A 22,635-nucleotide genomic window follows, 5' to 3' on the forward strand; every position below is an offset into this window, starting at 1 on the left:
ACCCCCCCCCCCCCCCCCGACTTTCACGACTTTCAAAGGCTGGCGGCGAAGGCGTCGCGCGCGACGTGCTGCGGGATGTCCTTGCGCCAGACCAGCATGGTTTCCGCCTCCGCCACTTCCGGCGGCAGCGTGTGCACCTGGACCGTGCGCCCCAGGCTGCGCTGCTTCAGCACTTCGCGCGGCATCATGGCGACACCCATGCCGGCGGCAACGCAGCCGATGATGGCTTCGAAGGTGCCGAATTCGGAAATGCGGGTGGGCGTGATGCCGGCTTCGGCAAACCACCACTCGAGGCGGCGCCGGTAGGAGCAGCCGCTGCGGAAGGCCAGCAGGCTGCGGCGCGCCACATCGGCCGGCCCGCTGACGGGGCCTTGCAGGGCGTCGGTGAGCAGCACCAGCTCCTCCACAAAAGCCGGTATCTGGACCAGTTCCGTGCGCTCGATCGGCGCTGACACCAGGGCCACGTCGACCTTGTGGTTCAGCACCGCCTGGATCAGGTAGTCGGTCGGGCCGGTATCGAGCACCAGTTCGACCTGCGGGTATTTGCGGTGGAATGCGCCCAGCACGCGCGGCAGGCGGGCGGCGGCCGTGGTCTCGATCGAACCGATACGCAGCGTACCGGACGGCTCCTGGCCGCCGCGCACCGAACTTTGCGCTTCATCGGCGAGCCGCAGCAGGCGGTCGGCGTATTCCAGCAGGCGCGTGCCTTCGGGCGTGATCAGCAGGCGCCGGCCGGAGCGGTGGAACAGCGTGACGCCCAGCGATTCTTCCAGCTGGGTCAGACGCGCCGAGACATTCGACTGGACGCGGTGCAGCCGCGCTGCCGCCTGGGTCACGCTGCCCTCTTCGGCTACCGTCTTGAAAATACGCAGTGAGGAGAGTTCCATTCAGTTCTCCATATGAGATGGTCTTCTTCATTATTATTCATTTTTAATGATGCGTGAAGGATTCTATAGTTCAGGCTATAGGAGCCTTCGCCATGAACCAGCCATCACCCGCCATCCTGCTCGCCGCCAGCTTCGCTTTTATCATCGTCCAGCTCGACGTCACCATCGTCAATGTGGCGCTGCCCGCGATCGGGCGCGAACTGGGCGCCGGCGTCAGTGCGCTGCAATGGGTGGTGGATGCATACACGCTGGGCTTTGCCGTATTCCTGCTGTCGGCGGGGGTGCTGGGCGACCGCTTTGGCGCGCGCCGGGTGTTCCTGGGCGGCTTTGCGCTGTTCACGGCGGCTTCGCTGGCCTGCGCCATTGCGCCCGGCGTGCTGGCCCTGAACCTGGCGCGTGCGGCACAAGGCGTCGGGGCGGCGCTGATGGTGCCAAGCTCGCTGGCGATCCTGAATGCCGGCTATGGCCATGACCGTGCGCTGCTGGCCAAGGCTGTGGCCTGGTGGACGGCGGCGGGCGGCGTGTCGATCGCCGCCGGGCCGGTGCTGGGCGGCTTGCTGATGAGCTTTGCGGGCTGGCGCAGCATCTTCTGGGTCAATATCCCGATCTGCCTGCTGGGCTTCTGGCTGACGCTGCGCGCCGTGCCGGCCGTGGGCGCCCAGGCCGGTGCGCGCGGATTCGATGCTGCCGGCCAGGTGCTCGCCATCGTCGCGCTGACCGCCCTGGTCGGCGCTGTCATTGAATGCCATGCGCTTGGGATCAGCAGCCCGCTGGTGCATGGCGCCCTGCTGGTGGCAGCGGCGGCCGGCGTGCTGTTCATCCGCCGCCAGCGACGGGCCAGCGCGCCTATGCTGCCCCTCGATCTGTTTGCTACCCGGGCGTTCTCCGGCGCCGTGCTGTTCGGGGTACTGGTCAATTTCGCCTACTACGGCGTGATCTTCGTGCTCAGTTTCTATCTGCAGCAGGTGCGCGGCTTTTCGGTCCTGCAGGCGGGCTTGATCTTCCTGCCGCTGACGGGCACTTTCATCTTCTCGAATATCGCCAGCGGCTGGCTGCAGGCACGCAGCGGCTCACGCTTGCCGATGATCATCGGTGGCGTGGTTGGCGCCTGCGGCTATGCCCTGCTTGGTGCCGTCGGCATCGGCGCCGAGGCGACCTTCCTCATGATGCTGCCAGGGCTGGCGCTTATCCCGGCCGGCATGGGCCTGGCGGTGCCGGCGATGACCACGTCGATCCTGGCGGCGGTCGAGCGCAGCCAGTCCGGCGCCGCATCGGCCATATTGAACACCGCACGCCAGCTCGGCGGCGCCATGGGCGTGGCCATCTTTGGCGCGCTGGTTGGCGGCGTCGATGCCGGCGCTGCGATGCACGGCATCAGGATCGCGCTGGCCGTATCCAGCCTGCTACTGCTGCTTGCCGCCCTGCTGGCCTTGCACTGCATCGCCCCGCACCAAGTTTTTCAACCTGAAGGAGATTCACCATGCCGTACGTAAATTTTCGCGTCACCAAGGAAGGCGTGACCGCCGAGCAGAAGCTGGAACTGATCAAGGGCGCCACCGAGCTGCTGCAGCGCGTGCTGAACAAGAATCCGGCCACCACCTTCGTCATCATCGACGAGGTGGAGACCGATAACTGGGGCATCGGCTACGACAACGTGACCACGCTGCGCGCCAACGCTGCGGCAGCCAAGGCCAAGGCCAAGGCCAACGCCAGTTAAGCTTCAGCGCGCGGCGACTGGCGCCAGCTCCACCAATAGTGACGGCGCAGCCGGGTCGGCCACGTCCAGGGCGAAGCGATAGACGGCGCGGGCCGGCACTTCCAGTTGCAGGTTGCCGCCCTGCTCCGCCAGCTGCAGCGCCTGCCCGGCATGGGCCTGCGGCGCCTGCAGCTTGCCGCCCAGGTCGATCTTGCTGTAGTCGGCGGAACCAATCTTGAATTCATGCCGCCCGGCTTCCAGCAGCAGCGTGGCCTCCAGCCGCTTGCCATCCACGGCCGGCTGCAGCCGGTCGCGCATCGCCCAGCCATTCATGCTGCCGCGCAGGTAAAGCGGTACGGTCGCAAACAGCTGTGCGCGGTCCTGGCGCGCCGGCAGCAGTTTGCCGGCGATATCCACCTTGCTGAACTGGAGGTTGCGCAGGCGGTCATGACTCAGGACAAAGCCATGGCAAGCTGCCGCTACGCACTGGAACTCAATATCACCCAGCGGGTAGCCAGCAGCAAAGCTGCCCTGCTTGAGCGGAGCCAGTTCGTCGCGTCCGCGCGGGTGGTCCACCAGCAGCTTTCCATCGCGGTAGGATACGGCGTAGAGCACGCGCAGTTCGTCGCTGTAGTAGTCGCCCACATAACGCCGGCTGGCCTGCTCGTCCAGCGCCTCGTCGGCCAAGCGGCGCAGCGGGATCTCGCCACCGTTCATCGTCAGCGTGCCGCCTGCAACCACGCCATCGGGGCCTGGGGTCTCGAATTCCATGCGCGCGTTATGCTTTTCCGAATGGAAGCTGCGTTCGCCGACCGCTTTCAATTCTGTGCGCGGCACTTCCGGCGACTGGGCGTGCAGGCGCCCGTTATCGACCAGGAAGTTCAGGGTGATTTGCCGCGATCCATAGCGGCCAGTGAACGCCGCCAGCTGGTTCGCGGATGGCAGCGCTGCCGCCGCAGCGTGTGCCGGCGCGCGCGTTGAAGCGTTGGTGTGCGGCGCCATCGCGGCGCCCAGGTAAATTTCGGCCACCTCCTTCGCGCGCTCCTCCGCTTGCGTCCCGGCGTCGTTCGACAGGAGGGCGACGGCCAGGCGCTGCTTCGGGAAACGCAGCAAGACGCTGCGGAATGCCGCATCGGCGCCGCTATGCGAGATGGTGGGCAAGCCGCGATAGCTGCCATGGGCGATGCCGGAAGCGTAATTGAGCTGCCTGCCATTCGCCAGGGTGACGCCCTGTTCCATGCGCGCCAGGGTGTCCACCGTGCCGACCACCGGCTTGAGGAAATTGGCTTCCCAGCGCGCCAGGTCATCCACCGTGGTGCTCAAGCTGCTCGGGCCAACCGTCGAATATGACAGCGCAATGTAGCGGTAGCCGCCCTCGCCGTCCGCCTCATAGGAAGCGGCGCGCCCGGGCACTACGGTGCCGTAGCGTTCCTGGAAATGGGTGTGCTTCATGCCCAGCGGATCGAAGATGCGCTCCCTGGTGAATTGCCCCAGCGAGCGGCCCGACACACGCTCGACTACCCGCGCCAGCAGCATATAGCCGGTATTGCTGTAACTGAAGCGCGTGCCCGGGGCGAAGTTAAGCGCTTGTTGACGGCTGACCAGGCGCATCACATCGTCGTCGGTGATCACGTCTTCCAGCCGCCATCCCGCCAGCGCCAGCAAGCCCCACTGGTCGCGCAAGCCGCTGGTGTGGTGCAGCAGATGGCGCAAGGTTATGGTGCTTCCCATGTCCTGCAGCTCGGGCACGTACTTGCGCACGTCGTCATCCAGGGACAGTTTGCCGTCGTCGGCCAGCAGATGGATGGCGAAGGCGGTAAATTGCTTGGAAACCGAAGCGACGTGAAATGGCGTGGCCGGAGTGTTGCGCACCTTGTGTTCAAGGTTGGCCAGCCCAAAGCCCTTGCGGTAGATCGTCCTGCCATCCTTGTAGACCGCCAGCGCCCCACCCGGCGCGCCAGCTTTCGTCCAGCGCGCCACCAGCCGGTCCGCCTTGGCCGCTTCGGGCGACGCGGCTTGCGCGGCAATACAGGTCAACAGCAGCGGGACCGCGAGCACGTGGAGTCGGGTCATGGGGATCCTTTATTGGAAGCGCCGCGGCCGGTGGCTGCCCAGTAAATGCCGCCGTACAGGTGATGGCGGAACACCGGGTCGGCATAGGTGGCGGGCAAGTGGCCCAGTCCTGTGTAAAACGCGCGGCCGTTGTTGAAGTGGTGGTACCAGCTGACTGGATGGAAAGCGCCCATGCCTTGCGGGCCTGGCTGGTAGGTCGATTCGTCCACCGTCAGCAGGTAATGCAGCTTGCCGCTGGCGGGCTTGAAGGCGTACCACTCCTCCGTCACCAGGTTGCGCGGTGCGAAGCGTTCCATGCCGGGGAAACCTGTGTCTTCGACCTTCAGCACGGCGCTCTGGATGGCGGGGTGGTGGTCGAACATATGGCCCACCAGCCGCGTGTACCATGGCCAGCCATACTCCGTATCGGCGGCGCTGTGCACGCCGACAAAGCCGCCGCCGGCGCGGATATAGCGCTCGAACGCTGCCTGCTGCTGCGGGTCGAGGACGTCGCCGGAGGTCAGCAGGAACACCACCGCCTGGTATTTGGGCAGCTCCGCGTCATTGAAGGCGCGGTTCGGGTCCTCGGTCCAGAACACGGTGAAGTCGTGCAGTTTGCCCAGTTCCTGCAATGCGGCGACGCCGGCGGGAATGGCATCGTGGTGCCAACCGGCGGTGCGGGAAAACACCAGGACCTTGAATTGGGCCGCCTGCGCGCAGGCGCCGGCCAGCGCGAGCACGCTGGCGGCAAAAATCAGGAGTGGTCGCTTCATGGCTGGCAACGCTACCACGAAAGCGGCAGCGCTGCCAGTCTACGCCTAGTCCGCGCCCCGGACCCGGCCGCGGATCTCCGCCAGTTGACGGCGCAGCGCGCTCAAGTCCACCGGCTTGACCAGGTAATGCTGCATGCCGGCATCCGCTGCGAGGCGACGCGCTTCCTCATGCCCCCATCCCGTCATGGCGATGAAGACCGTGTCGTCGTCCTCGCGCAGGGCGTGGATGCGGCGCGCCGCTTCGTAGCCCTGCATATCGGGCAGGCCGATATCCATCAGGGCGACGTGCGGATGGAAGCGCTGCGCCAATGCGATGGCGCCCTCGCCGTCGTTGGCTTTGCCGACCATATAGCCGTCCATTTCCAGCATGACCTGCAGCATGTCGGCGCCGTCGATATTGTCGTCCACCACCATGACCCGCATCGGCCCTTCGGTATCGGCCGCCGGGCCTTTCGCGTCGCGGCGCGGGCGCCGGCGGCGCTCCTCCACCACAATCGGCATACGCAGCACGAACTCGCAGCCCTTGTCCTTACCCGCACTGAGCACCTGCACCGTGCCGCCATGCATGCGCGTGAAGCGCTGCGCCAGGCTAAGGCCAATTCCCAGGCCGCCCAGCGCACTGGCACGGCCGGCCTGGCCCTGCACGAACAGGTCGAAGATGCGGTCACGCGTTTCCGGCTCCATGCCCACGCCGAAATCGCGCACGCTGAATACAATGTCAGCGCCTTGCACTTCCGCGCGCAGCTGGATCGGCGAGCCGGGCGGCGAGAACTTGATGGCATTGCCCAGCACATTGGCCAGGCTTTGCACCAGTCGCGCGCGGTCGCCGGCCAGCAGCACGCTGGCTGACGGCTGGTGCAGGTCCAGTGCGTTGCCGGCGGCCTCCATCTGCGGGCGGCAAATCTCCACCGCATGCTGCAGCACCGTGTCCACGGTCACCCACTCGCATTTCAACGCCACCTTGTCATTGGTGATGCGGGCCACGTCGAGCAGGTCATCCACCAGGCGGGTCAGGTGCTTGACCTGGCGCTCCACGATCTGCGTGATGCGGCGCAGCTGGGGATTGGTGTCGGGCATGGTATTCAGCACATCCATCGCGGTGCGGATCGGCGCCAGCGGGTTGCGCAGTTCATGGCCGAGGATCGCCAGGAATTCATCCTTGCGGCGGTCGACTTCGCGCATTTCATACTGCCGCAGGCGCGCGCGCCGTGCCGACAGCGCAGCACTGACGAGGGTGGCGCGGCGCACCGGCCGTTCCAGCAGCGTGACATTACCGACCTGTTCGAAGATCTTGCGGATGGCCGGCGAATCGAGCCCCTGCTTGGTCAGCACCACCACCGGCAAATCCGACCAGGTGGGCTGGCTGGCCAGGAAGCCCGTGAGCTCCGCCAGGAATTCGGGGTTGAAACCTTCCTCGATCACAAACAAGGCCGCCGCACCGCGCTGCAGCTGCTGCACCACGTCGTCCAGCAGCGCGCAGATTTCGCATTCCAGGCGCGCGTAGCGCAGCACTTCCTGGATCAGCCGCGCATCCTTGCCGACCGGCGCAAACACCACAATGCGCTGCTCCAGGTCATTCATGCTTTGCTCCGCCATCGCTGGCGCCCTCGCGCACGGGAACGCCGGTCAGGATGCCCCGGAAGTCGGCCAGCACCGGTCCCACCTTGAGTCCTGCGCGCGTAATGTCGAACGAACGGAGTGTAGTTTCGTGTTCGCTGCCGCGCTTCTTGAAGACCGACAGCGCCTTGTGCACGGCGCCGGACGCTTCGAAATAGCGCAGCATCAGGACGTTGTCGGCGAGATAGCTGACATCGACACTGCTGCCCATCGGGCCCATCATGCCCTGCTGCACCCCGACCAGGAAGGTCGCCACGCCGCGTTGGCCCAGGTAGGTCAGCACCTCACGCAAATGGCTGGTGAGGAAGCGCGCTTCCGGCATCGCGTTCAGGTAGCCGTTCAAGCTGTCGATCACCACAACCTTGGCACCCGCGTCGGCCGCCTGGCACACCAGGTGTGAAAACTGGCCGGGCGAGAGTTCCGCCGGATTGATCTGGTGCACGCTGAGCATGCCGTTGGACAGCGGCGTACGCAAGTCCATGCCGATGCCATCGGCCCGATTGAGCAAGGTATTCAACGCTTCTTCGAACACGAACATGGCAGCCCTTTGCCCCCGCTCGGCCGCGGTCTTGACGAACTGCGCGGCCAGGCTCGACTTGCCGGTGCCGGGCGGCCCCGAGATCAGGGTGCTGGAGCCCTCCTCTATGCCCCCGCCAAGCAGCGCGTCGAGCGCCGCGATACCACTCGCGATCTGCTTCCGCGCCGCGATCTCGCGCGACTCCGACGGCACGATGCGCGGAAACACCACCACCCCGCCGCGCACAATCACATAATCGTGCGGCCCGCGCCGGTAATCGATGCCACGGTACTTCAGCACGCGCAGGACGCGGCGCTCCGCACCGTATCCCGATTCATGCTGATGCAGCGAGATCACACCGTGGGCGATGCTGCGTACTTGCTGGTCGCCGCCCGCGGCAGTTTTATCGTCCAGGAACAAAGCCGTGCACGCGCGCTTGGCGAAGTACTGTTTAAGCGCGAGCACATGCCGGCGATAGCGCAGCGGGCTCCCCGCCAGCAGCTGCAATTCGGACAGCGAATCGAGCACCACGCGGCTGGGATTGAGCTGGTCGATACGGGACAGGATGCGGCGATTGGTTTCGCCCAGTTCCACTTCCGAGGGGTGGAAAATGGTGTACTGCTCATCCGGATCAAGCACGCTCTCGGCCGGGATGATTTCATGCACGTCGACGCCATCCATGGCAAAGCCGTGCGAGCGCGCCACCGCGCGCAATTCCACTTCGTTTTCGGCCAGGGTGATGTACAGCACCCGTTCGCCCTGGCGCGCTCCCTCTTGGAGGAACTGCAAAGCTATGGTGGTCTTGCCCGCCCCTGGGTTGCCCTCCAGCAGATAAAGCCGGTCTTTCGTCAGCCCGCCGGCCAGGATGGTGTCCAGCCCGGCGATACCTGTCGAGATGAATGCATCAGTCTGGTTGTTCTGCGGTTGGAGCATAGTGAACCCCGCACGAAGATTGTCGAGAAGACACTATAGCATTTGTGTCCAAACTGCACGGTACATTAGGACGCGTACAGTGTCAGTTACAACCGCAGAAACGTTTGGGTTTGGAGGCGTCGCAGACGGTACCGTCCAGCTGCTTCCAGAAGAAGACGGTGTCAACACCGTAGGGTGAACGTACATTGCCGGCGCGCAGGTAGCCCTGGCGCGCGAAGAATTCCTCGCCGCTGGCGGTGCTGTGCAGCTGCAGGGCCTTGACGCCCCAGCTGCACGCCTGCTGCTCGATGCAGGCCAGCAGGGCCTTGCCGGCGCCGCGCTGGCGCACTTCCGGCAGCAGGTAGCACAGGGCCAGCTTGCCGGCCGCAGTCAGCAGGGCGACACCGACTACCGCGCCGTTCTCGGTGGCGACCAGCGAGTAATTGGTGGGCGAGACGAACCAGGACGCGACCGTATCCGGCGTCTTGTTGCCCAGCCATGCATCCAGGATGGCGGGGTCGTTTTTATGGTCAAGCACACAACATTCAGCGATCGAGCGTCGCAGCACCTCACAGGCTGCCGTGGCGTCGTTCGCTTCCGCGCGGCGGATTTCAAAACTCATGAGTGCTCAATAAAAATCAGTTCACAGGCGGAATATACACCAGCGGCAAAATCCCCGTTGGCGGCCGCCCGATCTAAGCTTATGACGAATAAGTAGTTTCATTTCGGCGCCGAATTCTAGACCATGCATATCTGTTTTCACAATAGAGATTGCCATGACTTATAACAAATTCGCATTTGCCCTGACGGCGGCTTGCATCGCGTTTGCACCCCTTGCGCAGGCCGAAGAAGTGACCTTGCTGAACGTGTCCTATGACGTGGCGCGTGAGCTGTATAAAGACATCAACCCGGCCTTCGCGGCTGCCTATAAAAAGAGCAGCGGCACCGAGGTGACCATCAAGCAGTCGCATGGCGGCTCCTCCAAGCAGGCGCGCGCTGTGGCGGACGGCCTGGAAGCTTCCGTGGTGACCATGAACCAGGCCAACGACATCGACATGCTGGCCGACCGCGGCCTGGTGGTGCAGGACTGGGCCAAGAAATTCCCGAACAATGCCGCGCCGGCCTATTCCACCATGGTCTACCTGGTGCGCAAGGGTAATCCCAAGGCGATCAAGGAATGGGGCGACCTGGCCAAGCCGGGCGTGCAGGTGATCATCCCGAATCCCAAGACCGCCGGCAATGGCCGCTATACCTACCTGGCGGCGTGGGGTTCGGTGCTGAAGAAAGGCGGCAGCGAAGCGCAGGCGCGCGAGCTGGTCACCAAAATCTTCAAGAACGTGCCGATCCTGGATGCCGGCGGCCGCGCCGCCACCACCACCTTCACCCAGCGCCAGATCGGCGACGTGCTGGTGACCTTCGAGAACGAGGTGAACCTGGTGCGCTCGGAATTCGGCGACAACTTCGAGGTGGTCTATCCATCGGCCTCGATCCTGGCTGAATCGCCGGTGGCCGTGGTCGATAAAGTCGTGGATAAAAAGAATATTCGCAAGGAAGCGACCGCCTACCTGAATTTCCTGTATTCGGACGCCGGCCAGGAGATTATCGCCAAACACTACCTGCGCCCGCGTTCGGATGTTATTTTTAAGAAATATTCGGCCAATTTCAAACCGATTTCCCTGTTCACCGTGGATGAGGTATTCGGCGGCTGGCGTGCGGCGCAGAAGAAGCACTTCGACGACGGCGGCGAGTTTGACAAGATTTATTCGTCTAAATGAACTTATTAAAGCCGGCCAAGCCGGCTTTTTTTATTCCTGAGTTGCGCATGGTTGACGATAGGTGGACGAGTTAACCCATAAGTGATATCTTCGGAATTTAGAATATTGCCCCTAATCCAGCAATATTCCGCCCTGACCGAATATTACTTTTCAACCATGCTAAAGAAAATCACCGCAGCCCTGCTGATGTCGATCTCCGCAGCCGCTTTTGCAGCTCCTTTGAGCTCGCAATCCGTGCTTGTCGTAGAGGATGAGACTGGCAAAGTGCTGGTCGAGAAGAACGCCACTGCCGTTGTTCCGATCGCGTCCCTGACCAAATTGATGACCGCGATGGTCGTGCTCGACTCCAAGCTTGATATGGAGGAGCAGATCAGCATCGACCGCGAAGACGTCGACACCCTCAAGCACAGCACCTCGCGCGTGCCGGTAGGCGCCAGCATTTCGCGCGGCGACGTGCTGCAACTGGCGCTGATGTCCTCCGACAACCGCGCCGCCGCCTCGCTGGCGCGCACCTTCCCCGGCGGGCCGACCGCCTTCAAGGCTGCGGTGGACGCCAAGATCAAGCAGCTGGGCATGAGCAGCACCCGCATCGACGAACCGACCGGCCTGTCGCCCAACAACACCTCGAACGCCGCCGACCTGGTGAAGATGGCCGCCGCTGCCGCCAAGTACCCGGAAATCCGCCGCATGACCACGGATACCGAGGAAGTCATCGCCATGAAGGGCCGCAAGGTCGAATACCACAACACCAACCGCCTGGTCGGCGCCAAGGGCTGGGATATCGGCCTGTCGAAGACCGGCTATACAGAAGAAGCGGGCCGCTGCCTCATCATGCGCATCACTGAGGCCGGCCGCAACGCCACCCTGGTCCTGCTGAACGCCAGTGGCAATTCCGCGCGCCTGATGGATGCCCTGAACATCCGTCGCCTGCTGGCCGGCGGCAATGAGCCCAAGGTGATGAAAGCATCCAGCCCGCGCAAGAAAGCTGCGCGCACCACTGAACGCCGTCGCCGCCGCACCTGACCTGACGGGGTTCGCTGCCGAGAGGCACCATGGACCTGCTGCGCAACCTGCGCTTCGCGCGCCGCCTGGCGATCCTTGTGGGGATCTTCGCCGGCGGCTTCCTGCTGTACGGGCTATGGTCGTTCCGTACGCTCGATGAACTGCGCGTCAACGGGCCGCTGTACAACGATGTCATCCAGGGCAAGGACCTGATTGCGGACGTGCTGCCGCCGCCGCTGTACATCATCGAATCCTTCCTGGTGGCGCAGCAGCTGGCCGCCGCCGGCAACCAGGTCGAACGCGACCAGCTGGCGCAGCGCCTGCGCACCCTGCACGCGCAGCAGCTGGCGCGCGAGCATTACTGGCAAAGCCGGGAGCTGGACCACAGCCTGGCCCAGGCGCTCAAGCAAAGCAACCTGCACGCGGCGGCCTTCTACCGCGAAGCCTTCGGCGAGCTGGTGCCGGGCCTGGACCTGGGCGACCGTGCACGCGCCGAACACGCCCTGCTGTCCATGAAGCGCCATTACGAACAGCACCGGCGCGTGGTGGACAACCTGGTGCAGCTGGCAGCCAGCCGCGCGCGCTTTACCGAGGGCCAGGCGGCCGACCGCGTGGAAAACGATTCGGTGCTGCTGCTGGCCATCCTGGCCGGCTCGCTGGCGGCCGCCATCGGCGTGGCGTGGCTGATCAGCCGCAGTATCACGCAGCCGCTGGCCGAAGCGCTGGCGGTGGCGCAGCGCATGCGCAGCGGCGACCTCGGTTCACCGGCGCCGGAGCCTTACCATGACGAGACCGGCGAACTGCTACTGTCGCTGCACGCCTTGCAGAACGACCTGGCCACTGCCGCCGCCGCGCGCGATGCGGCCGGCCGCAAGCTGAAACACACGCGCCAGCTGCTGGAGCAGCTTTTGAACAGTGCCGATGTGCTGGTGGTGGGGCTGGGCCACGATGGCGAAGTCCTGCTGTTCAACGACACCGCTGCGCGCGTCAGCGGCTGCGCGCGTGAAAGCGTGATGGGCCGCGTGTGGCGCGATCTGCCGCTGCTGCCAATGTCCGCCACCGCCCTGTGGCCGGCGGGCGGCCACGCCGAACAGCTGCGCGCCATGCCGGCGACCCAGGAACACATGATCCAGACCATGTCCGGCGACGAGCGCCGCATCGCCTGGCGCCACACGGTGCTGGACGAAGGCGAGATTGCCCTGCTCTCCTTCGGCATCGACGTGACGGAGCTGCGCCAGGCCGAACGCGCCGTCGCCGCCGCGCGCGAAACGGCGGATAGCGCCAGCCGCAGCAAGGGCGCCTTCCTGGCCAATATGAGCCACGAGATCCGCACGCCGCTGAATGCCATCATCGGCCTGACCCAGCTTGCCCTGCAAGGCCAGCTCGATGCGCGCCAGCGCGGCTACCTGGAACAGGTCGATGGTGCGGCGGCCAGCCTGCTGGCCATGTTCAACGACATCCTGGATTACTCGCGCATCGAGGCGGGCAAGGTTGAAATGCACCCCAGCGTATTCAGCGTGCGCCAGGCGGCCGAGCAGGCTTGCGCGGCATGGCAGGCGGCGGCCCAGGCCAAGGGCTTGCTGCTGGAATGCACGGTCGATCCGGCGGTGCCGGCGGAGCTGGTGGGCGACGCGGCGCGCTTGCAGCAGCTGCTGCAGCATTTGCTGGCGCATGCGGTGCGGTTTACCGAACAAGGCAAGGTGGTACTCCTGTTGCAGCGCGAGGAAGGCAGCCAGCACGCCACCGCACTGCGTTGCGAAGTGCGCGATACCGGCGCCGCGCGCGATGCCGCCATCCAGCTGTTCGAGCCGGTATCGCAAGGCGATTGCGCGGCGGGACTGGGCCTGTCGGTGGCGCGCCAGCTGGCGGCCATGCTGGGCGGCCACCTGATGCTGGAAAGCGATCCGGTGCAGGGCAACCGCTTCATCTTTACAGCCCTGTTCCAGCATGCTTTGCCGGCCGCCACCTCCAGCGCCGAGGCCCAGGCGGCCGCGCGCACCGCCTACCCGGCCCTGAGTGCTTGCGGCGCCGACGTCGCCGGTGCACTGGCGCGCCTGAAAGGCAACGGCATGCAGCTGCGCAAAGTACTGGGCCAGTTCCTGCAGGGCCAGGCGGCCCTGCACGCCACCATCGCCGATGCGGTGGCGCAGGGCGACCGCCCACGCGCGCAGCGGCTGGCCCACACGCTGGCCGGGATGTCGGCGCAGCTGGGCATGGAGGATTTGCGCCAGGCTGCGGCGGAAGTGCTGAATGCCTTGCGCAACGGCGGCGCGGCAAGCGAGGAACTGGCGCGCATGGCGCCGGTGCTGGATGCGGTGCTGCGGGCCATCCACGCCGACCTGCAGTCTTCGGAAGGGTCAGGCGAGCAGGCTGCGTAGTCCACTGGTACGTTCAGTGCGGCGGCGGATCGCATCGGGCAGCACGCCGGGGTTGGGCGTCAGCAGCGTGAAATGCTGACGCGCGCGCGTGATGCCGGTGTAGACCAGTTCGCGCGCCAGCACGCTGGAGGCTTCGCGCGGCAGCACCAGCACGGTGTGGCTGAATTCCGAGCCCTGCGATTTATGCACCGTCATGGCGAAGGCGGTTTCCACGTTGCGCAGGCGGGTGGCGAGGACGCTGCGCACCTGGCCCGCGTCGGAGAAATACACCCGCAGCGACGCCGGGCGTTCCGGATCGGGCAGCACCAGGCCGATGTCCCCGTTGTACACGCCGGTGGCGTAGTCGTTGCGCGTGACCATGACGGGGCGGCCGACATACCATTCGCCGCGCCGCTTCAACAGGCCTTGCGCTTCCAGGCGCTGGGCGATGCTGTCGTTCAGGCCGGACACGCCCCACTCGCCTTCACGCACCGCGCACAGCAGGCGGAATCCTTCGAACGCCTGCAGCACGCTGGCCGCCCATTCGTCGTGGCTGGCGGCGCCGCGGCCCTGCCGCACCAGTTCCAGGAAAGGACGATAGCCCTCGGCTGCCAGGCGCAGCATGTCTTCCTGCTGGGCGGCTTCGTTCCAGTGCAACTGGCCACCGCTGTCGGCGCGCAGCACGGCGCGTGCGGTCTCGGCGTCGCCCTGGTTGACGGCAAGCGCCAGCTGGCCGATCGGGCCGCCGAAACGGCGGCTCTGGCGCAGCATGACGGTCTGCTGTGCCAGCGCGCCGGCGTTACCCAGGTATTCCGGCGGCAGCTCCTGGCCGGACGCAGCCTGCACGAAAGCGGCGGTGGCGGCGTTGTAGCCGCCAACCTGGGCGTCGTGGCACAGGTCGCCCAGCACCGAGCCAGCTTCCACCGATGCCAGCTGGTCCTTGTCGCCCAACAGGATCAGGCGCGCGGTGGGCGGCAAGGCATCCAGCAGGGACGCCATCATTTCCAGGTGCACCATCGAGGCCTCGTCGACGATCAGCACGTCCACGTCGAGCGGGTTGCCGGCGTTGTGGCGGAAGGCGCGCGTGTCTGGGCGTGCACCGAGCAGCGAATGCAGGGTGCGCGCGCCGCCCATGCGCTCGGCCAGCGCGCGCAGCGGCAAGGCGCCGTGCAGGCTTTCCTCCAGCTTTTCCAGGGCGTCGTCGATGGCCTGTTTCAGGCGCGCGGCGGCCTTGCCGGTGGGTGCGGCCAGCGCGACGCGCAACTGGCCGGCGTGCTCGCCCTCCACTGCGAACAGCAGCGCCAGCAAGCGCGCCACCGTATAAGTCTTGCCGGTCCCGGGGCCGCCCGTAATGACCGCCAGGCCGCCGCGCGTGGCGATGGCGCAGGCGATCTTCTGCCAGTCGGCGCCGCCCTCGCGCGTGGCGTGGGTGAACAGCTGGTCCAGCCAGTGGCGCACTTGCGAAGCGGCAAAACGGGGACGTAACACGTTTTCCTCGCCGTGCTCGGAAAACGTGTTACGTCCCTGTTTTTCCGATTCGCAAGTGCGGGCGCGTACGGCGTCGGCCACGGTGTTTTCATCGGACCAGTAGCGGCGCAGGTACAGGCGGCCGCCGGCCAGCACCAGCGGCTGGCCGCTGTCCGTGCCGCCGGGCCAGGCCAGCACCTGCGGGCATTCCTGCAAATACGCTTGCCAGCCGGCCGCACCTTGCGGCAGCTCGCCCGCTTCCGCGCACAGGCCCGGCCAGTCGTCGTCGCTCCAGCCCAGCATGGAAGACGGGTCTCCGGCCAACGCACCCAATTGAAGGCAGCTGTGGCCGCGGCCTTCCAGCTCGGACAGCAGCAGGCAGGCCAACGCCAGTGGCGTGCCGGCGGCGGCGCTGCCTTGCGGCGCCAGCGCGGTGATAAAACGCGCAAACACGGGACCCAGGCGGCGCAGCATGCCGCCTTCGGCCAGCATATCGATATGTTCGTAAAAACTCATTGGCAAAGCTCGTCCAGTCCGTCCAGCAGCTCGGCGTCCGGCGGCAGCACGTAGCAGCCGCGCGTCTGTTCGTTGCCGACGCCGCGCAGGAAGTAGAAGATGGCCCCGCCCAGCTGCGTGGCGGGATCGTAGGCCTCGCCCAGGCGGGTGCGCAGCAGGCGGTGCAGGGCCAGCATGTAGATGGCGCCCTGCACGTCGTAGCGGTGGGCCGCCATGCCGTGCGCCAGCGCCGCCTTGTGGTAGGCCGCATCGCCGCCGCCCAGCGCGTTCGATTTATAGTCCAGCACCCAGTAGCGGCCTTCGTGTTCGAACACCAGGTCGCAGAAGCCTTTCAGCATGCCGTGCAGCTCGCGCTGCGGCAGCGCCGGGCGCGCGATGCCGTCCAGCAGGCGCTGGCGGCACAGGCGGTCCAGCTGGGCGGTGTCCATGCGCTCGCTCGGGAACCAGAATTCCATTTCCGGCAGCAGCTGGCTGACCGCGTCCAAGGCATTGCCAAGCGGCGGCAACTCGGTGGTGGCGATCACCCGCAGCCATTCCAGGGTGTCGGCCTCGCGGTGCCCCCAGCCGGCGCGCTTGATCTGGCGCGCGGCGCGTTCGGCGTAGTGCTCCTGGTGGACGGCGGCGAAACCTTCGCGCGCCAGTGCTTCCAGCTGTTCGTGCAGGAAGTTGCCCGGCACCGAACCGCGCGGGAAGCGGTGCCAGGCCGTGTCTTCGATGCGCAAGGCGCTGGCGGCGTCCTCGCCTTCCATCAGGGTTTCCTGCGAGGCATGCGTCGGGGCCGGCAGCGCTTCGCCGCTGCGCCTTGCCAGCGAGCTGAAACTGCCGACCGACCAGTCGCGCTCAAAGTCGCCTTCATACGCCAGCGGGGCTTCCAGCGGCGGGCGCTCCACCGCGCGCGCCAGGCGGGTCACGGGCGCTTGCGGCTGCAGGGTGGCGACGGCAATCGCGTCGCAATCGGCGCGCAGGCGCTGCCAGGTTTCCAGCAGTTGGCCTGCCGGCAGCGGGTCGCCGCCGGTCAGCAGGTAGCCGAGCGCCGATTCGTGCAGGGTGTTCTCGTCTTTTTTGCGCGATGGCAGCGCGGCCACACCGAGCCACAGGAAATGGCGGGCGCGGGTCAGCGCCACGTAGAGCAGGCGCAAGTCTTCTTCGATGCGCGCGGCTTCGGCGGCTTCCTGGCCTTCATCGGACAGCTTCATGTCGATGCGGCGCTCGCCGCTGGCGTCGGTGTACTCGAAGAAGACGCGGTTGCGCTTGTCGACCTTGCGCACGGTGACGGCGAACGGCAGGTAGACCAGCGGGTATTCCAGGCCCTTGGATTTGTGCACGGTGACCACCTTGACCAGCTCCGCGTCCGATTCCAGGCGCAGCACGCGTTCGTCGCCGCCGTCGGTTTCGTCTTCGATCTGTTCGGCCAGCCAGCGGATCAGGGCCTGTTCGCCTTCCAGCTGGCGACTGGCCTGCTGCAGCAGTTCGGCCAGGTGCAGCATATTGGTCAGGCTGCGCTCCCCGCCCGGGCGCGCCAGCAACTGGGCCGGCAGGCCGAGATCGTGGATGAAGCGACGCAGCATGGCCAGCACGCCCTGGCGCTGCCAGACGACATGCAGTTCCTTGAGCTGTTCGACGCGGCGCTCCCAGGCCAGTTCGTCGGCCGAGAACTGCGCCAGCTCGGCCAGCGGCAGGTTGGCGCTGCGGGTGGCAAAGGCGGTGCGCGCCAGCTGGCCGTCCAGCGGGTTGGCGACGGCGGACAGCCAGCGCAGGATGTCCGCCGCCTCGTCGCTGGACAGCACGGAATCCTTGTCGGACAGGTAGACGCTGGGCACCAGGCGGCGCTGCAGCGACTTGCGCACGGCGGCGGCCTCGCGGCGGTCGCGCACCAGGATGGCGATATCGGCTGGCTGCAGGCGCTTGAATCCTTCCGGTCCCTGGAAGCCGGTGAGCGGGTCGTTCAGCAGGCAGGCGATATGCTCGGCGCACTGCTCGGCGAAGTATTCGCGGTAGGCATCGGCGCCCAGCTGCTCCAGGGTGCAGCCGGCGGTCATAGCCTGGATGTCGCCGTCCGGGCCGACCAGGCGCTCTGCCCTGCCGCGCGCGCCGACGGCGTCGAATGGCAGCGGGTTGCCTTGCCCGGTGCGGAAGCGGAAGGCGCCGCGCGCGAAGCCGCCCTCACCGGCCACACCCTCCGCGTGCAGGAAGACCTGGTTGACGGCGGCCACCACCTGGGCGGTGGAGCGAAAGTTGGTGCCCAGCTGGTAATGGCGGCCTTCAGTGGCGCGGCGCGCATCGAGGTAGCTGTGGATGTCGGCGCCGCGGAAGCCGTAGATCGACTGTTTGGGGTCGCCGATCAGGAACAGGCCCAGATTCGGGTCGTTGTCGGCCACCCGGTACAGCAGGTTGAAGATGCGGTACTGGCTGGGGGCGGTGTCCTGGAACTCGTCGACCATCGCCACCGGGTATTGGGTGATGATGCGCTGGCGCAGGGCCGGACCGTTGCTGCCTTCCAGCGCGCTGCGCAGGCGTTCCAGCATGTCGGCAAAACCGAACTGGCGCTGCTGGCTTTTCAGCTGCTGCATGCGGGCGGCGATGGTTGCGGCGGCGTGGCGCAGCACGTGGTGGCGCAGCGGTTCGATAGCGTCCAGCGCGCGGCGCAGCGGGAGGATGGCGTCGAAATCGTCGGGGATGTCGGGCGCGAAGCCTTTCGCGCAGGCGTCGATCATGCCGGCGGGCGTCAGGCGGAACCAGGGCGTGGCGTTCATGTCCGGCTCGTGCAGCGCCGGGTCGCTGGCCCAGTCGCGCAGGGCGGCGAACCATTTGGCGACGGAGTCGGCGCGCAGCTTGGTGCCGTTGAAGCACTTGGCGTTGGCCTCGCGCTGGCCGGCGATCCAGGCTTCCATACGGCCGGCGCGCTCGGCCCAGCCTTCCTTCAAGGCGGCCAGCGTGGCCTGCTGCTCGCGGCGCACGCGCGCGATCAGGACGCCCAGCGCCTCGTCACCGCGCCCGCCCGCACCGCCACCCTCGGCGGCGCCGGGGCGGCGGGCCAGGTCGCGCACGCTGCGCTTGAGGGCTTCGACGTCGCGGCAGGCGGAGAGCAGGACGCGCAGCGCCTCTTCGCCCAGCGGATAGACTTGCTGGCGCCAGTAGTCATGCGCGGCGTCCTCGTACAGCGCGCCCTCATCGCTGAGCAGCTCTTCATCAAACAGGTTGCCGCTGTCGAAAGCGTGCTCGCGCAGCATGCGCTGGCACCAGGCGTCGATGGTGAAGATGGCCGCTTCATCCATCGTCTCCGCCGCCAGTTGCAGACGGTGCGCTGCCTGCATGCGCAGGCTCTGGTCCGGCAGCTCTTCAAGCAAGGCATCCAGATACGCGTCCGGCGCATGGACCTCCTCCGCGCGGAAGTAGGCCGCCGCCTCCACCAGGCGTTCGCGCACCCGGTTTGACAGCTCGCGCGTCGCCGCGCGGGTAAAGGTCATCACCAGGATTTCGGACGGCATCAACGGCCGCGGGAAGGCATTGACGCCGCCATGTCCCAGCACCAGGCGCACATATAAGGCAGCGATGGTCCAGGTCTTGCCGGTACCGGCACTGGCCTCGATCAGGCGCGAGCCATGCAGCGGGAAATCGAGCGGCTTCAGGGCAGTGCTCATTCCGCGCCCTCCTCGTCGCCGGCAATGGCCTGCACATTCACCGACTGCGCCAGCCAGTCCGCCAGCGGCTGGTACAGCGCGCGACTGGTTTCCGCAAAGCCGGCCTGCGCCGACAGCGCCGCGAACTCCGGCCACAAGCGGGCCAGGCATGGATCTTCATTCTCTCCGGACAGCTCGAATCCCCCGTCATAGGTACTGCGCGGATCGCCGTCCATCACCAGCGCCAGGCCGGTCTTGCAGGCCGCCGGCAAAGGCCGGTCCATCCCGGCGCGCCACAATTCAACGATACCGGCCAGTGTCGCGCGCGCAGCCGCAGGCTCCAGCGGATCCATGATGACGATCGCATCGCGCGCCACCAGGAAACCGGTCACCGGCTGCCCCTGCGCCGCCGCAGCCAGCTGGCGCAGCCACATCGGGATCAGTTTCTCGCCACGCGGCGCGCCGGCCTTGTCGCACATGCGCGACGACATCTGCATCAGCCAGGCCGTAGCCTCACCCGCGCGCCGCAACTGGTCCACCCAGTCCTCCAGCGCCAGCCCGCCCAGCTCCAGATGGATCGCCAGCTTGGGGGCGGGCTCCCAATAAGTGCCGCACAAGGTCAGCCAGGCAGTACGCACCGGCACCAGTTCCTCCACCAATTCGTCCAGCACGCGGTCGCCGATCAGGCCAATCGGCAGCATGCCCTGGCGGCGCAGGCGCAGGCCGCGCTGCTGCAGGCTGGCGCGTACATCGTCCAGCGCCTCCGGCTCGCCGCCATCGGCCAGCATCAGGTCTTCCAGCGCATAGCGCTGCAAGCCATCGAGCTGGAACGGCTCCTCGTCCTCGCCCACCACCGCCGATTCGCCGAAGAACACACCCAGGCGCTGGCGGAAGAAATGCTTGACCGGCTGGCGCAGGAAGGCCGCCAGCGTCGACAGGCGCAGGCGGAAGCCCTCTTCCACCTCATACGGCGGCAGCTCGGCCTCGGCAGCCGGCTGCGCCTCCGCATCGTGCGCCGCGCGCCACTCGCCGGCAAAGGTCAGCAGGCCGCCGCGCTCGAAATAGGCGCGGCTGAACGGCTGCAGCGCATGTTCCGTGGTGCGCGCGTGCAGGTCCAGCTGCCAGCCGGCCTGCAGGTAGTCGCGCAGCTGCGCCACCAGCACCGACGGCGGCTGCTCGCTGTTGTCGCGCACATTGCGGCCCACCCAGCTGATATACAGCTTGTCGCGCGCCGCCAGCAGCGCTTCCAGCATCAGGTAGCGGTCGTCGTCGCGGCGCGAACGGTCGCCCGGACGCGCCATGCCCGGCAACACCAGCAGGTCGAAATCGGCACGGCTGGCGCGGCGCGGGAAGTCGCCGTCGTTCATGCCCAGCAGGCACACCACGCGGAACGGCACCGCCCGCATCGGCATCAGGGTGCAGAAAGTGACGCCGCCGGACACAAACTGGTGCTCCAGCGATGGTTCATCCAGACCGCCCATCCAGGCCTCGCGCAAGGTGGCCAGCGGCACTGCCTCGTCGAAGCCCGCGTCTTCGCAGGTTTCCAGCCACTTGTCCAGCGCATCGTCCAGGCGCGCCAGGGTCAGGCGGTCGGCTTCATCGCGGTCGCTGAAGAAGGCCGCCAGCAGCAGGCGCGCCTGTTCGGCCCATTCCTCCGGCCGGCGCGCAGCACCCAGGCGCTCGCGCCAGGCCAGCAGCGCCTCGATCAACTGCGCCAGCGAACCGGCCAGTGCCGCATCCAGCCCGCCGACCTCCGAATACGGTTCAATGCCGGCGAAGGACGCGCCATTGCCGGCGGCATAGCCAAGCAGCATGCGCCGCACGCCGAACATCCAGGCATTCTGCTCGCCGGCCGGCGCCAGGCCCAGGCCGGCGCGGTGGCCGGCGTCCAGTCCCCAGCGCACGCCCGCGCCCTCGATCCACTGTCCCAGTGTCGGCAGGTCGTCCTCGGCCAGGCCGAATCGGCGCGCCAGGGCCGGCACGTCCAGCAGGTCGCGCACCTCGCTCTGGCGGCAGCGCTGCTGCGGCAGGCGCAGCAGCCATTCCAGCGCCACCAGCACCGGGTTGACGCTGCGGTCGTTGACGTCGCCGATTTCGTGCGGGATGAAGCGCGGGTCGTGGCGGCGGTGCTGGCCGAACACGGCGCGGATCGAGGCGGTGAAGACATCGATATCCGGCACCATCACCACCACGTCGCGCGGCCGCAAGCCCGGATCGGCGGCAAACATGGCCAGCAGCTGGTCGTGCAGCACCTCGACTTCGCGCTGTACGCTGTGGGCGACGTGGAATTCGATCGAACGGTCCTGCGCCGCCGGCGGCGCAGCGCCCCGTGCGGCCGGATGCTCGGCCAGCGGCAGCATGTCGCGCACCGCCGCCTGCACCTGCGCCAGCAGGGTTTCGCCCTCGCCTTCGCTGAACAGGTCCACGCGTAGCTTGTCATCGCGCCCCGCCAGGTCGGAGGCGGTATCGAATTCATCGAGCATGCGGATATAGTCGCGGCCCTGGCGGCCCCAGCTCGCCAGCAGCGGGTGGCTGTGCGCATGCAGCGCCTCCAGCGGCACCGCCGACAGGTCGATGTCCTTGCGCGCAGCATGGCGATGGCGCGCCGCCCGCAGCAGGTCGCGCCCTTCGATGATGTCGCCCCAGTAGTACTGGCAAGGATTGGGCACCGCAATCACCACCTGGGTGAAGCGCGCCAGCGAAGCCATGGCCTGCAAGGTCTGGTACGGCAGCGCCGACACGCCAAACAGCACGATACGGCGCGGCAGGCGGCCCAGCGGCTCGTCACCGCGCTGCACCGCTTCCACGAAGGCCGCATGCACACTGGCGCGGCCCAGGCCGCGTTCCTCGTGCGGCACGCTGGCCGCCACCGCCCGCCACAACTCGGCCTGCCAGCGCTGGTCCGGCGCCAGCGCCACCGGCTCGCCGCGCGCATTGCGCAGCTGGTCGCGCCCGGCGGCCCAGTCTTCCAGCCAGTCGGCGCGGTAGACCTGGTACTGGTCGAACAGGTCAGCCAGGCGTTCGGCCAGCTGCAGGCGGCGTTCAGGGTCGCCGTCGCGCAGGAAATGGCGCAGCGGCGCAAACGCGTCCTGCGCCAGCAGCTGCGGCAGCAGGCGCATCAGGCGCCAGGTCAAAGGTCCTTTGTCGAATGCGGAGATGGGCGGCACGCGGGCATGGCCCAGCATGCCCCGATAGATTTCCCACAGCAGGCGCGCCGGCAGCGCCACGCGGGTGGCGCCGCACAGGCCTGTTTCCTCGGCCAGCGCAATCTTCAGCCATTCGGCCACGCCGTTCGATTGCACCAGGAAGATTTCCTGCTCCAGCGGCGCCAGGGGATGGCTGCGAAGCCACTGGAAGACGGCGCCGCGCAGCTCTTCGAGCTGGTTGCCGTGCAGGATGAGGAGTCCGGGTTGGATGCTTTGGGCCATATGGCCGCAATTATCG

Annotated in this window: 14 protein-coding genes; 5 read left to right on the forward strand and 9 right to left on the reverse strand. The window is 66.8% G+C overall.

The window, feature by feature from the left end; translation table 11 throughout:
- Nucleotides 1-32 precede the first annotated feature (32 nt).
- Complete coding sequence (locus AAHE99_RS00005) at nucleotides 33-887, reverse strand: LysR family transcriptional regulator (RefSeq protein WP_342113129.1); 855 nt, start codon at nucleotides 885-887, stop codon at nucleotides 33-35.
- A gap of 92 nt (nucleotides 888-979) precedes the next feature.
- On the opposite strand from AAHE99_RS00005, the gene AAHE99_RS00010 reads away from it, so the two are divergent.
- Together AAHE99_RS00010 and AAHE99_RS00015 are read left to right on the forward strand one after the other, a co-directional pair.
- Nucleotides 980-2,380 carry an MFS transporter gene (locus AAHE99_RS00010; protein WP_342113130.1) on the forward strand — a complete coding sequence of 467 codons (1,401 nt, stop codon included), beginning with the start codon at nucleotides 980-982 and terminating at the stop codon, nucleotides 2,378-2,380.
- Nucleotides 2,368-2,604 (forward strand): 4-oxalocrotonate tautomerase family protein, encoded by a 237-nt coding sequence (locus tag AAHE99_RS00015; protein WP_342113131.1) that lies wholly within the window; start codon nucleotides 2,368-2,370, stop codon nucleotides 2,602-2,604. The genes AAHE99_RS00010 and AAHE99_RS00015 overlap by 13 nt, the downstream gene beginning before the upstream one ends.
- 3 nt (nucleotides 2,605-2,607) lie before the next feature.
- Here the strand turns inward: AAHE99_RS00015 and AAHE99_RS00020 are convergent, their stop codons facing one another.
- The 5 genes from AAHE99_RS00020 to AAHE99_RS00040 all read right to left on the reverse strand — a co-directional run bounded on the left by AAHE99_RS00020 (nucleotide 2,608) and on the right by AAHE99_RS00040 (nucleotide 9,076).
- The gene (locus AAHE99_RS00020) at nucleotides 2,608-4,656 is read right to left on the reverse strand and encodes a serine hydrolase (protein WP_342113132.1); all 2,049 of its coding nucleotides are present in this window, start codon (nucleotides 4,654-4,656) and stop codon (nucleotides 2,608-2,610) included.
- A complete protein-coding gene (locus tag AAHE99_RS00025; protein WP_342113133.1) occupies nucleotides 4,653-5,408 on the reverse strand; it encodes a ThuA domain-containing protein in 756 nt (251 codons plus the stop codon). The genes AAHE99_RS00020 and AAHE99_RS00025 overlap by 4 nt, the downstream gene beginning before the upstream one ends.
- Nucleotides 5,409-5,453: 45 nt before the next feature.
- On the reverse strand, nucleotides 5,454-6,989 hold the full coding sequence (locus AAHE99_RS00030; protein ID WP_342113134.1) for a hybrid sensor histidine kinase/response regulator: 1,536 nt from the start codon (nucleotides 6,987-6,989) through the stop codon (nucleotides 5,454-5,456).
- Entirely contained in the window at nucleotides 6,982-8,475 is a 1,494-nt protein-coding gene (locus AAHE99_RS00035) for an ATPase domain-containing protein (RefSeq protein WP_342113135.1), read from the reverse strand. The genes AAHE99_RS00030 and AAHE99_RS00035 overlap by 8 nt, the downstream gene beginning before the upstream one ends.
- Nucleotides 8,476-8,557: 82 nt before the next feature.
- A complete protein-coding gene (locus AAHE99_RS00040) occupies nucleotides 8,558-9,076 on the reverse strand; it encodes a GNAT family N-acetyltransferase (RefSeq protein ID WP_342113137.1) in 519 nt (172 codons plus the stop codon).
- Between the two features lie 154 nt (nucleotides 9,077-9,230).
- Between AAHE99_RS00040 and AAHE99_RS00045 the strand changes: the two genes are divergently transcribed.
- The 3 genes from AAHE99_RS00045 to AAHE99_RS00055 all read left to right on the forward strand — a co-directional run bounded on the left by AAHE99_RS00045 (nucleotide 9,231) and on the right by AAHE99_RS00055 (nucleotide 13,609).
- Entirely contained in the window at nucleotides 9,231-10,229 is a 999-nt protein-coding gene (locus tag AAHE99_RS00045; protein ID WP_342113138.1) for a sulfate ABC transporter substrate-binding protein, read from the forward strand.
- A 156-nt stretch (nucleotides 10,230-10,385) separates the two neighbouring features.
- Complete coding sequence (locus tag AAHE99_RS00050; RefSeq protein ID WP_342113139.1) at nucleotides 10,386-11,252, forward strand: serine hydrolase; 867 nt, start codon at nucleotides 10,386-10,388, stop codon at nucleotides 11,250-11,252.
- Nucleotides 11,253-11,281: 29 nt separating this feature from the next.
- Nucleotides 11,282-13,609 (forward strand): histidine kinase dimerization/phospho-acceptor domain-containing protein, encoded by a 2,328-nt coding sequence (locus AAHE99_RS00055; protein ID WP_342113140.1) that lies wholly within the window; start codon nucleotides 11,282-11,284, stop codon nucleotides 13,607-13,609.
- Here AAHE99_RS00055 and recD read toward each other — a convergent pair.
- The 3 genes from recD to recC are packed head-to-tail and all read right to left on the reverse strand — an operon-like array spanning nucleotide 13,589 to nucleotide 22,619.
- Entirely contained in the window at nucleotides 13,589-15,571 is a 1,983-nt protein-coding gene (recD, locus tag AAHE99_RS00060) for an exodeoxyribonuclease V subunit alpha (RefSeq protein ID WP_342113141.1), read from the reverse strand. The genes AAHE99_RS00055 and recD overlap by 21 nt on opposite strands.
- A complete protein-coding gene (recB, locus tag AAHE99_RS00065; RefSeq protein ID WP_342113142.1) occupies nucleotides 15,568-19,212 on the reverse strand; it encodes an exodeoxyribonuclease V subunit beta in 3,645 nt (1,214 codons plus the stop codon). The genes recD and recB overlap by 4 nt, the downstream gene beginning before the upstream one ends.
- On the reverse strand, nucleotides 19,209-22,619 hold the full coding sequence (recC, locus tag AAHE99_RS00070; RefSeq protein ID WP_342113143.1) for an exodeoxyribonuclease V subunit gamma: 3,411 nt from the start codon (nucleotides 22,617-22,619) through the stop codon (nucleotides 19,209-19,211). The genes recB and recC overlap by 4 nt, the downstream gene beginning before the upstream one ends.
- Nucleotides 22,620-22,635 lie beyond the last annotated feature (16 nt).

The sequence above is a fragment of the Pseudoduganella sp. OTU4001 genome, assembly GCF_038440195.1.
Classification (GTDB): Bacteria; Pseudomonadota; Gammaproteobacteria; order Burkholderiales; family Burkholderiaceae_D; genus Rugamonas.

What these genes read in the sequence shown, in the direction of transcription:
- AAHE99_RS00005 (WP_342113129.1), bottom strand. Translation starts at nt 887, where the DNA reads ATGGAACTCTCCTCACTGCGTATTTTCAAGACGGTAGCCGAAGAGGGC.
- AAHE99_RS00010 (WP_342113130.1), top strand. Translation starts at nt 980, where the DNA reads ATGAACCAGCCATCACCCGCCATCCTGCTCGCCGCCAGCTTCGCTTTT.
- AAHE99_RS00015 (WP_342113131.1), top strand. Translation starts at nt 2,368, where the DNA reads ATGCCGTACGTAAATTTTCGCGTCACCAAGGAAGGCGTGACCGCCGAG.
- AAHE99_RS00020 (WP_342113132.1), bottom strand. Translation starts at nt 4,656, where the DNA reads ATGACCCGACTCCACGTGCTCGCGGTCCCGCTGCTGTTGACCTGTATT.
- AAHE99_RS00025 (WP_342113133.1), bottom strand. Translation starts at nt 5,408, where the DNA reads ATGAAGCGACCACTCCTGATTTTTGCCGCCAGCGTGCTCGCGCTGGCC.
- AAHE99_RS00030 (WP_342113134.1), bottom strand. Translation starts at nt 6,989, where the DNA reads ATGAATGACCTGGAGCAGCGCATTGTGGTGTTTGCGCCGGTCGGCAAG.
- AAHE99_RS00035 (WP_342113135.1), bottom strand. Translation starts at nt 8,475, where the DNA reads ATGCTCCAACCGCAGAACAACCAGACTGATGCATTCATCTCGACAGGT.
- AAHE99_RS00040 (WP_342113137.1), bottom strand. Translation starts at nt 9,076, where the DNA reads ATGAGTTTTGAAATCCGCCGCGCGGAAGCGAACGACGCCACGGCAGCC.
- AAHE99_RS00045 (WP_342113138.1), top strand. Translation starts at nt 9,231, where the DNA reads ATGACTTATAACAAATTCGCATTTGCCCTGACGGCGGCTTGCATCGCG.
- AAHE99_RS00050 (WP_342113139.1), top strand. Translation starts at nt 10,386, where the DNA reads ATGCTAAAGAAAATCACCGCAGCCCTGCTGATGTCGATCTCCGCAGCC.
- AAHE99_RS00055 (WP_342113140.1), top strand. Translation starts at nt 11,282, where the DNA reads ATGGACCTGCTGCGCAACCTGCGCTTCGCGCGCCGCCTGGCGATCCTT.
- recD (WP_342113141.1), bottom strand. Translation starts at nt 15,571, where the DNA reads ATGAGTTTTTACGAACATATCGATATGCTGGCCGAAGGCGGCATGCTG.
- recB (WP_342113142.1), bottom strand. Translation starts at nt 19,212, where the DNA reads ATGAGCACTGCCCTGAAGCCGCTCGATTTCCCGCTGCATGGCTCGCGC.
- recC (WP_342113143.1), bottom strand. Translation starts at nt 22,619, where the DNA reads ATGGCCCAAAGCATCCAACCCGGACTCCTCATCCTGCACGGCAACCAG.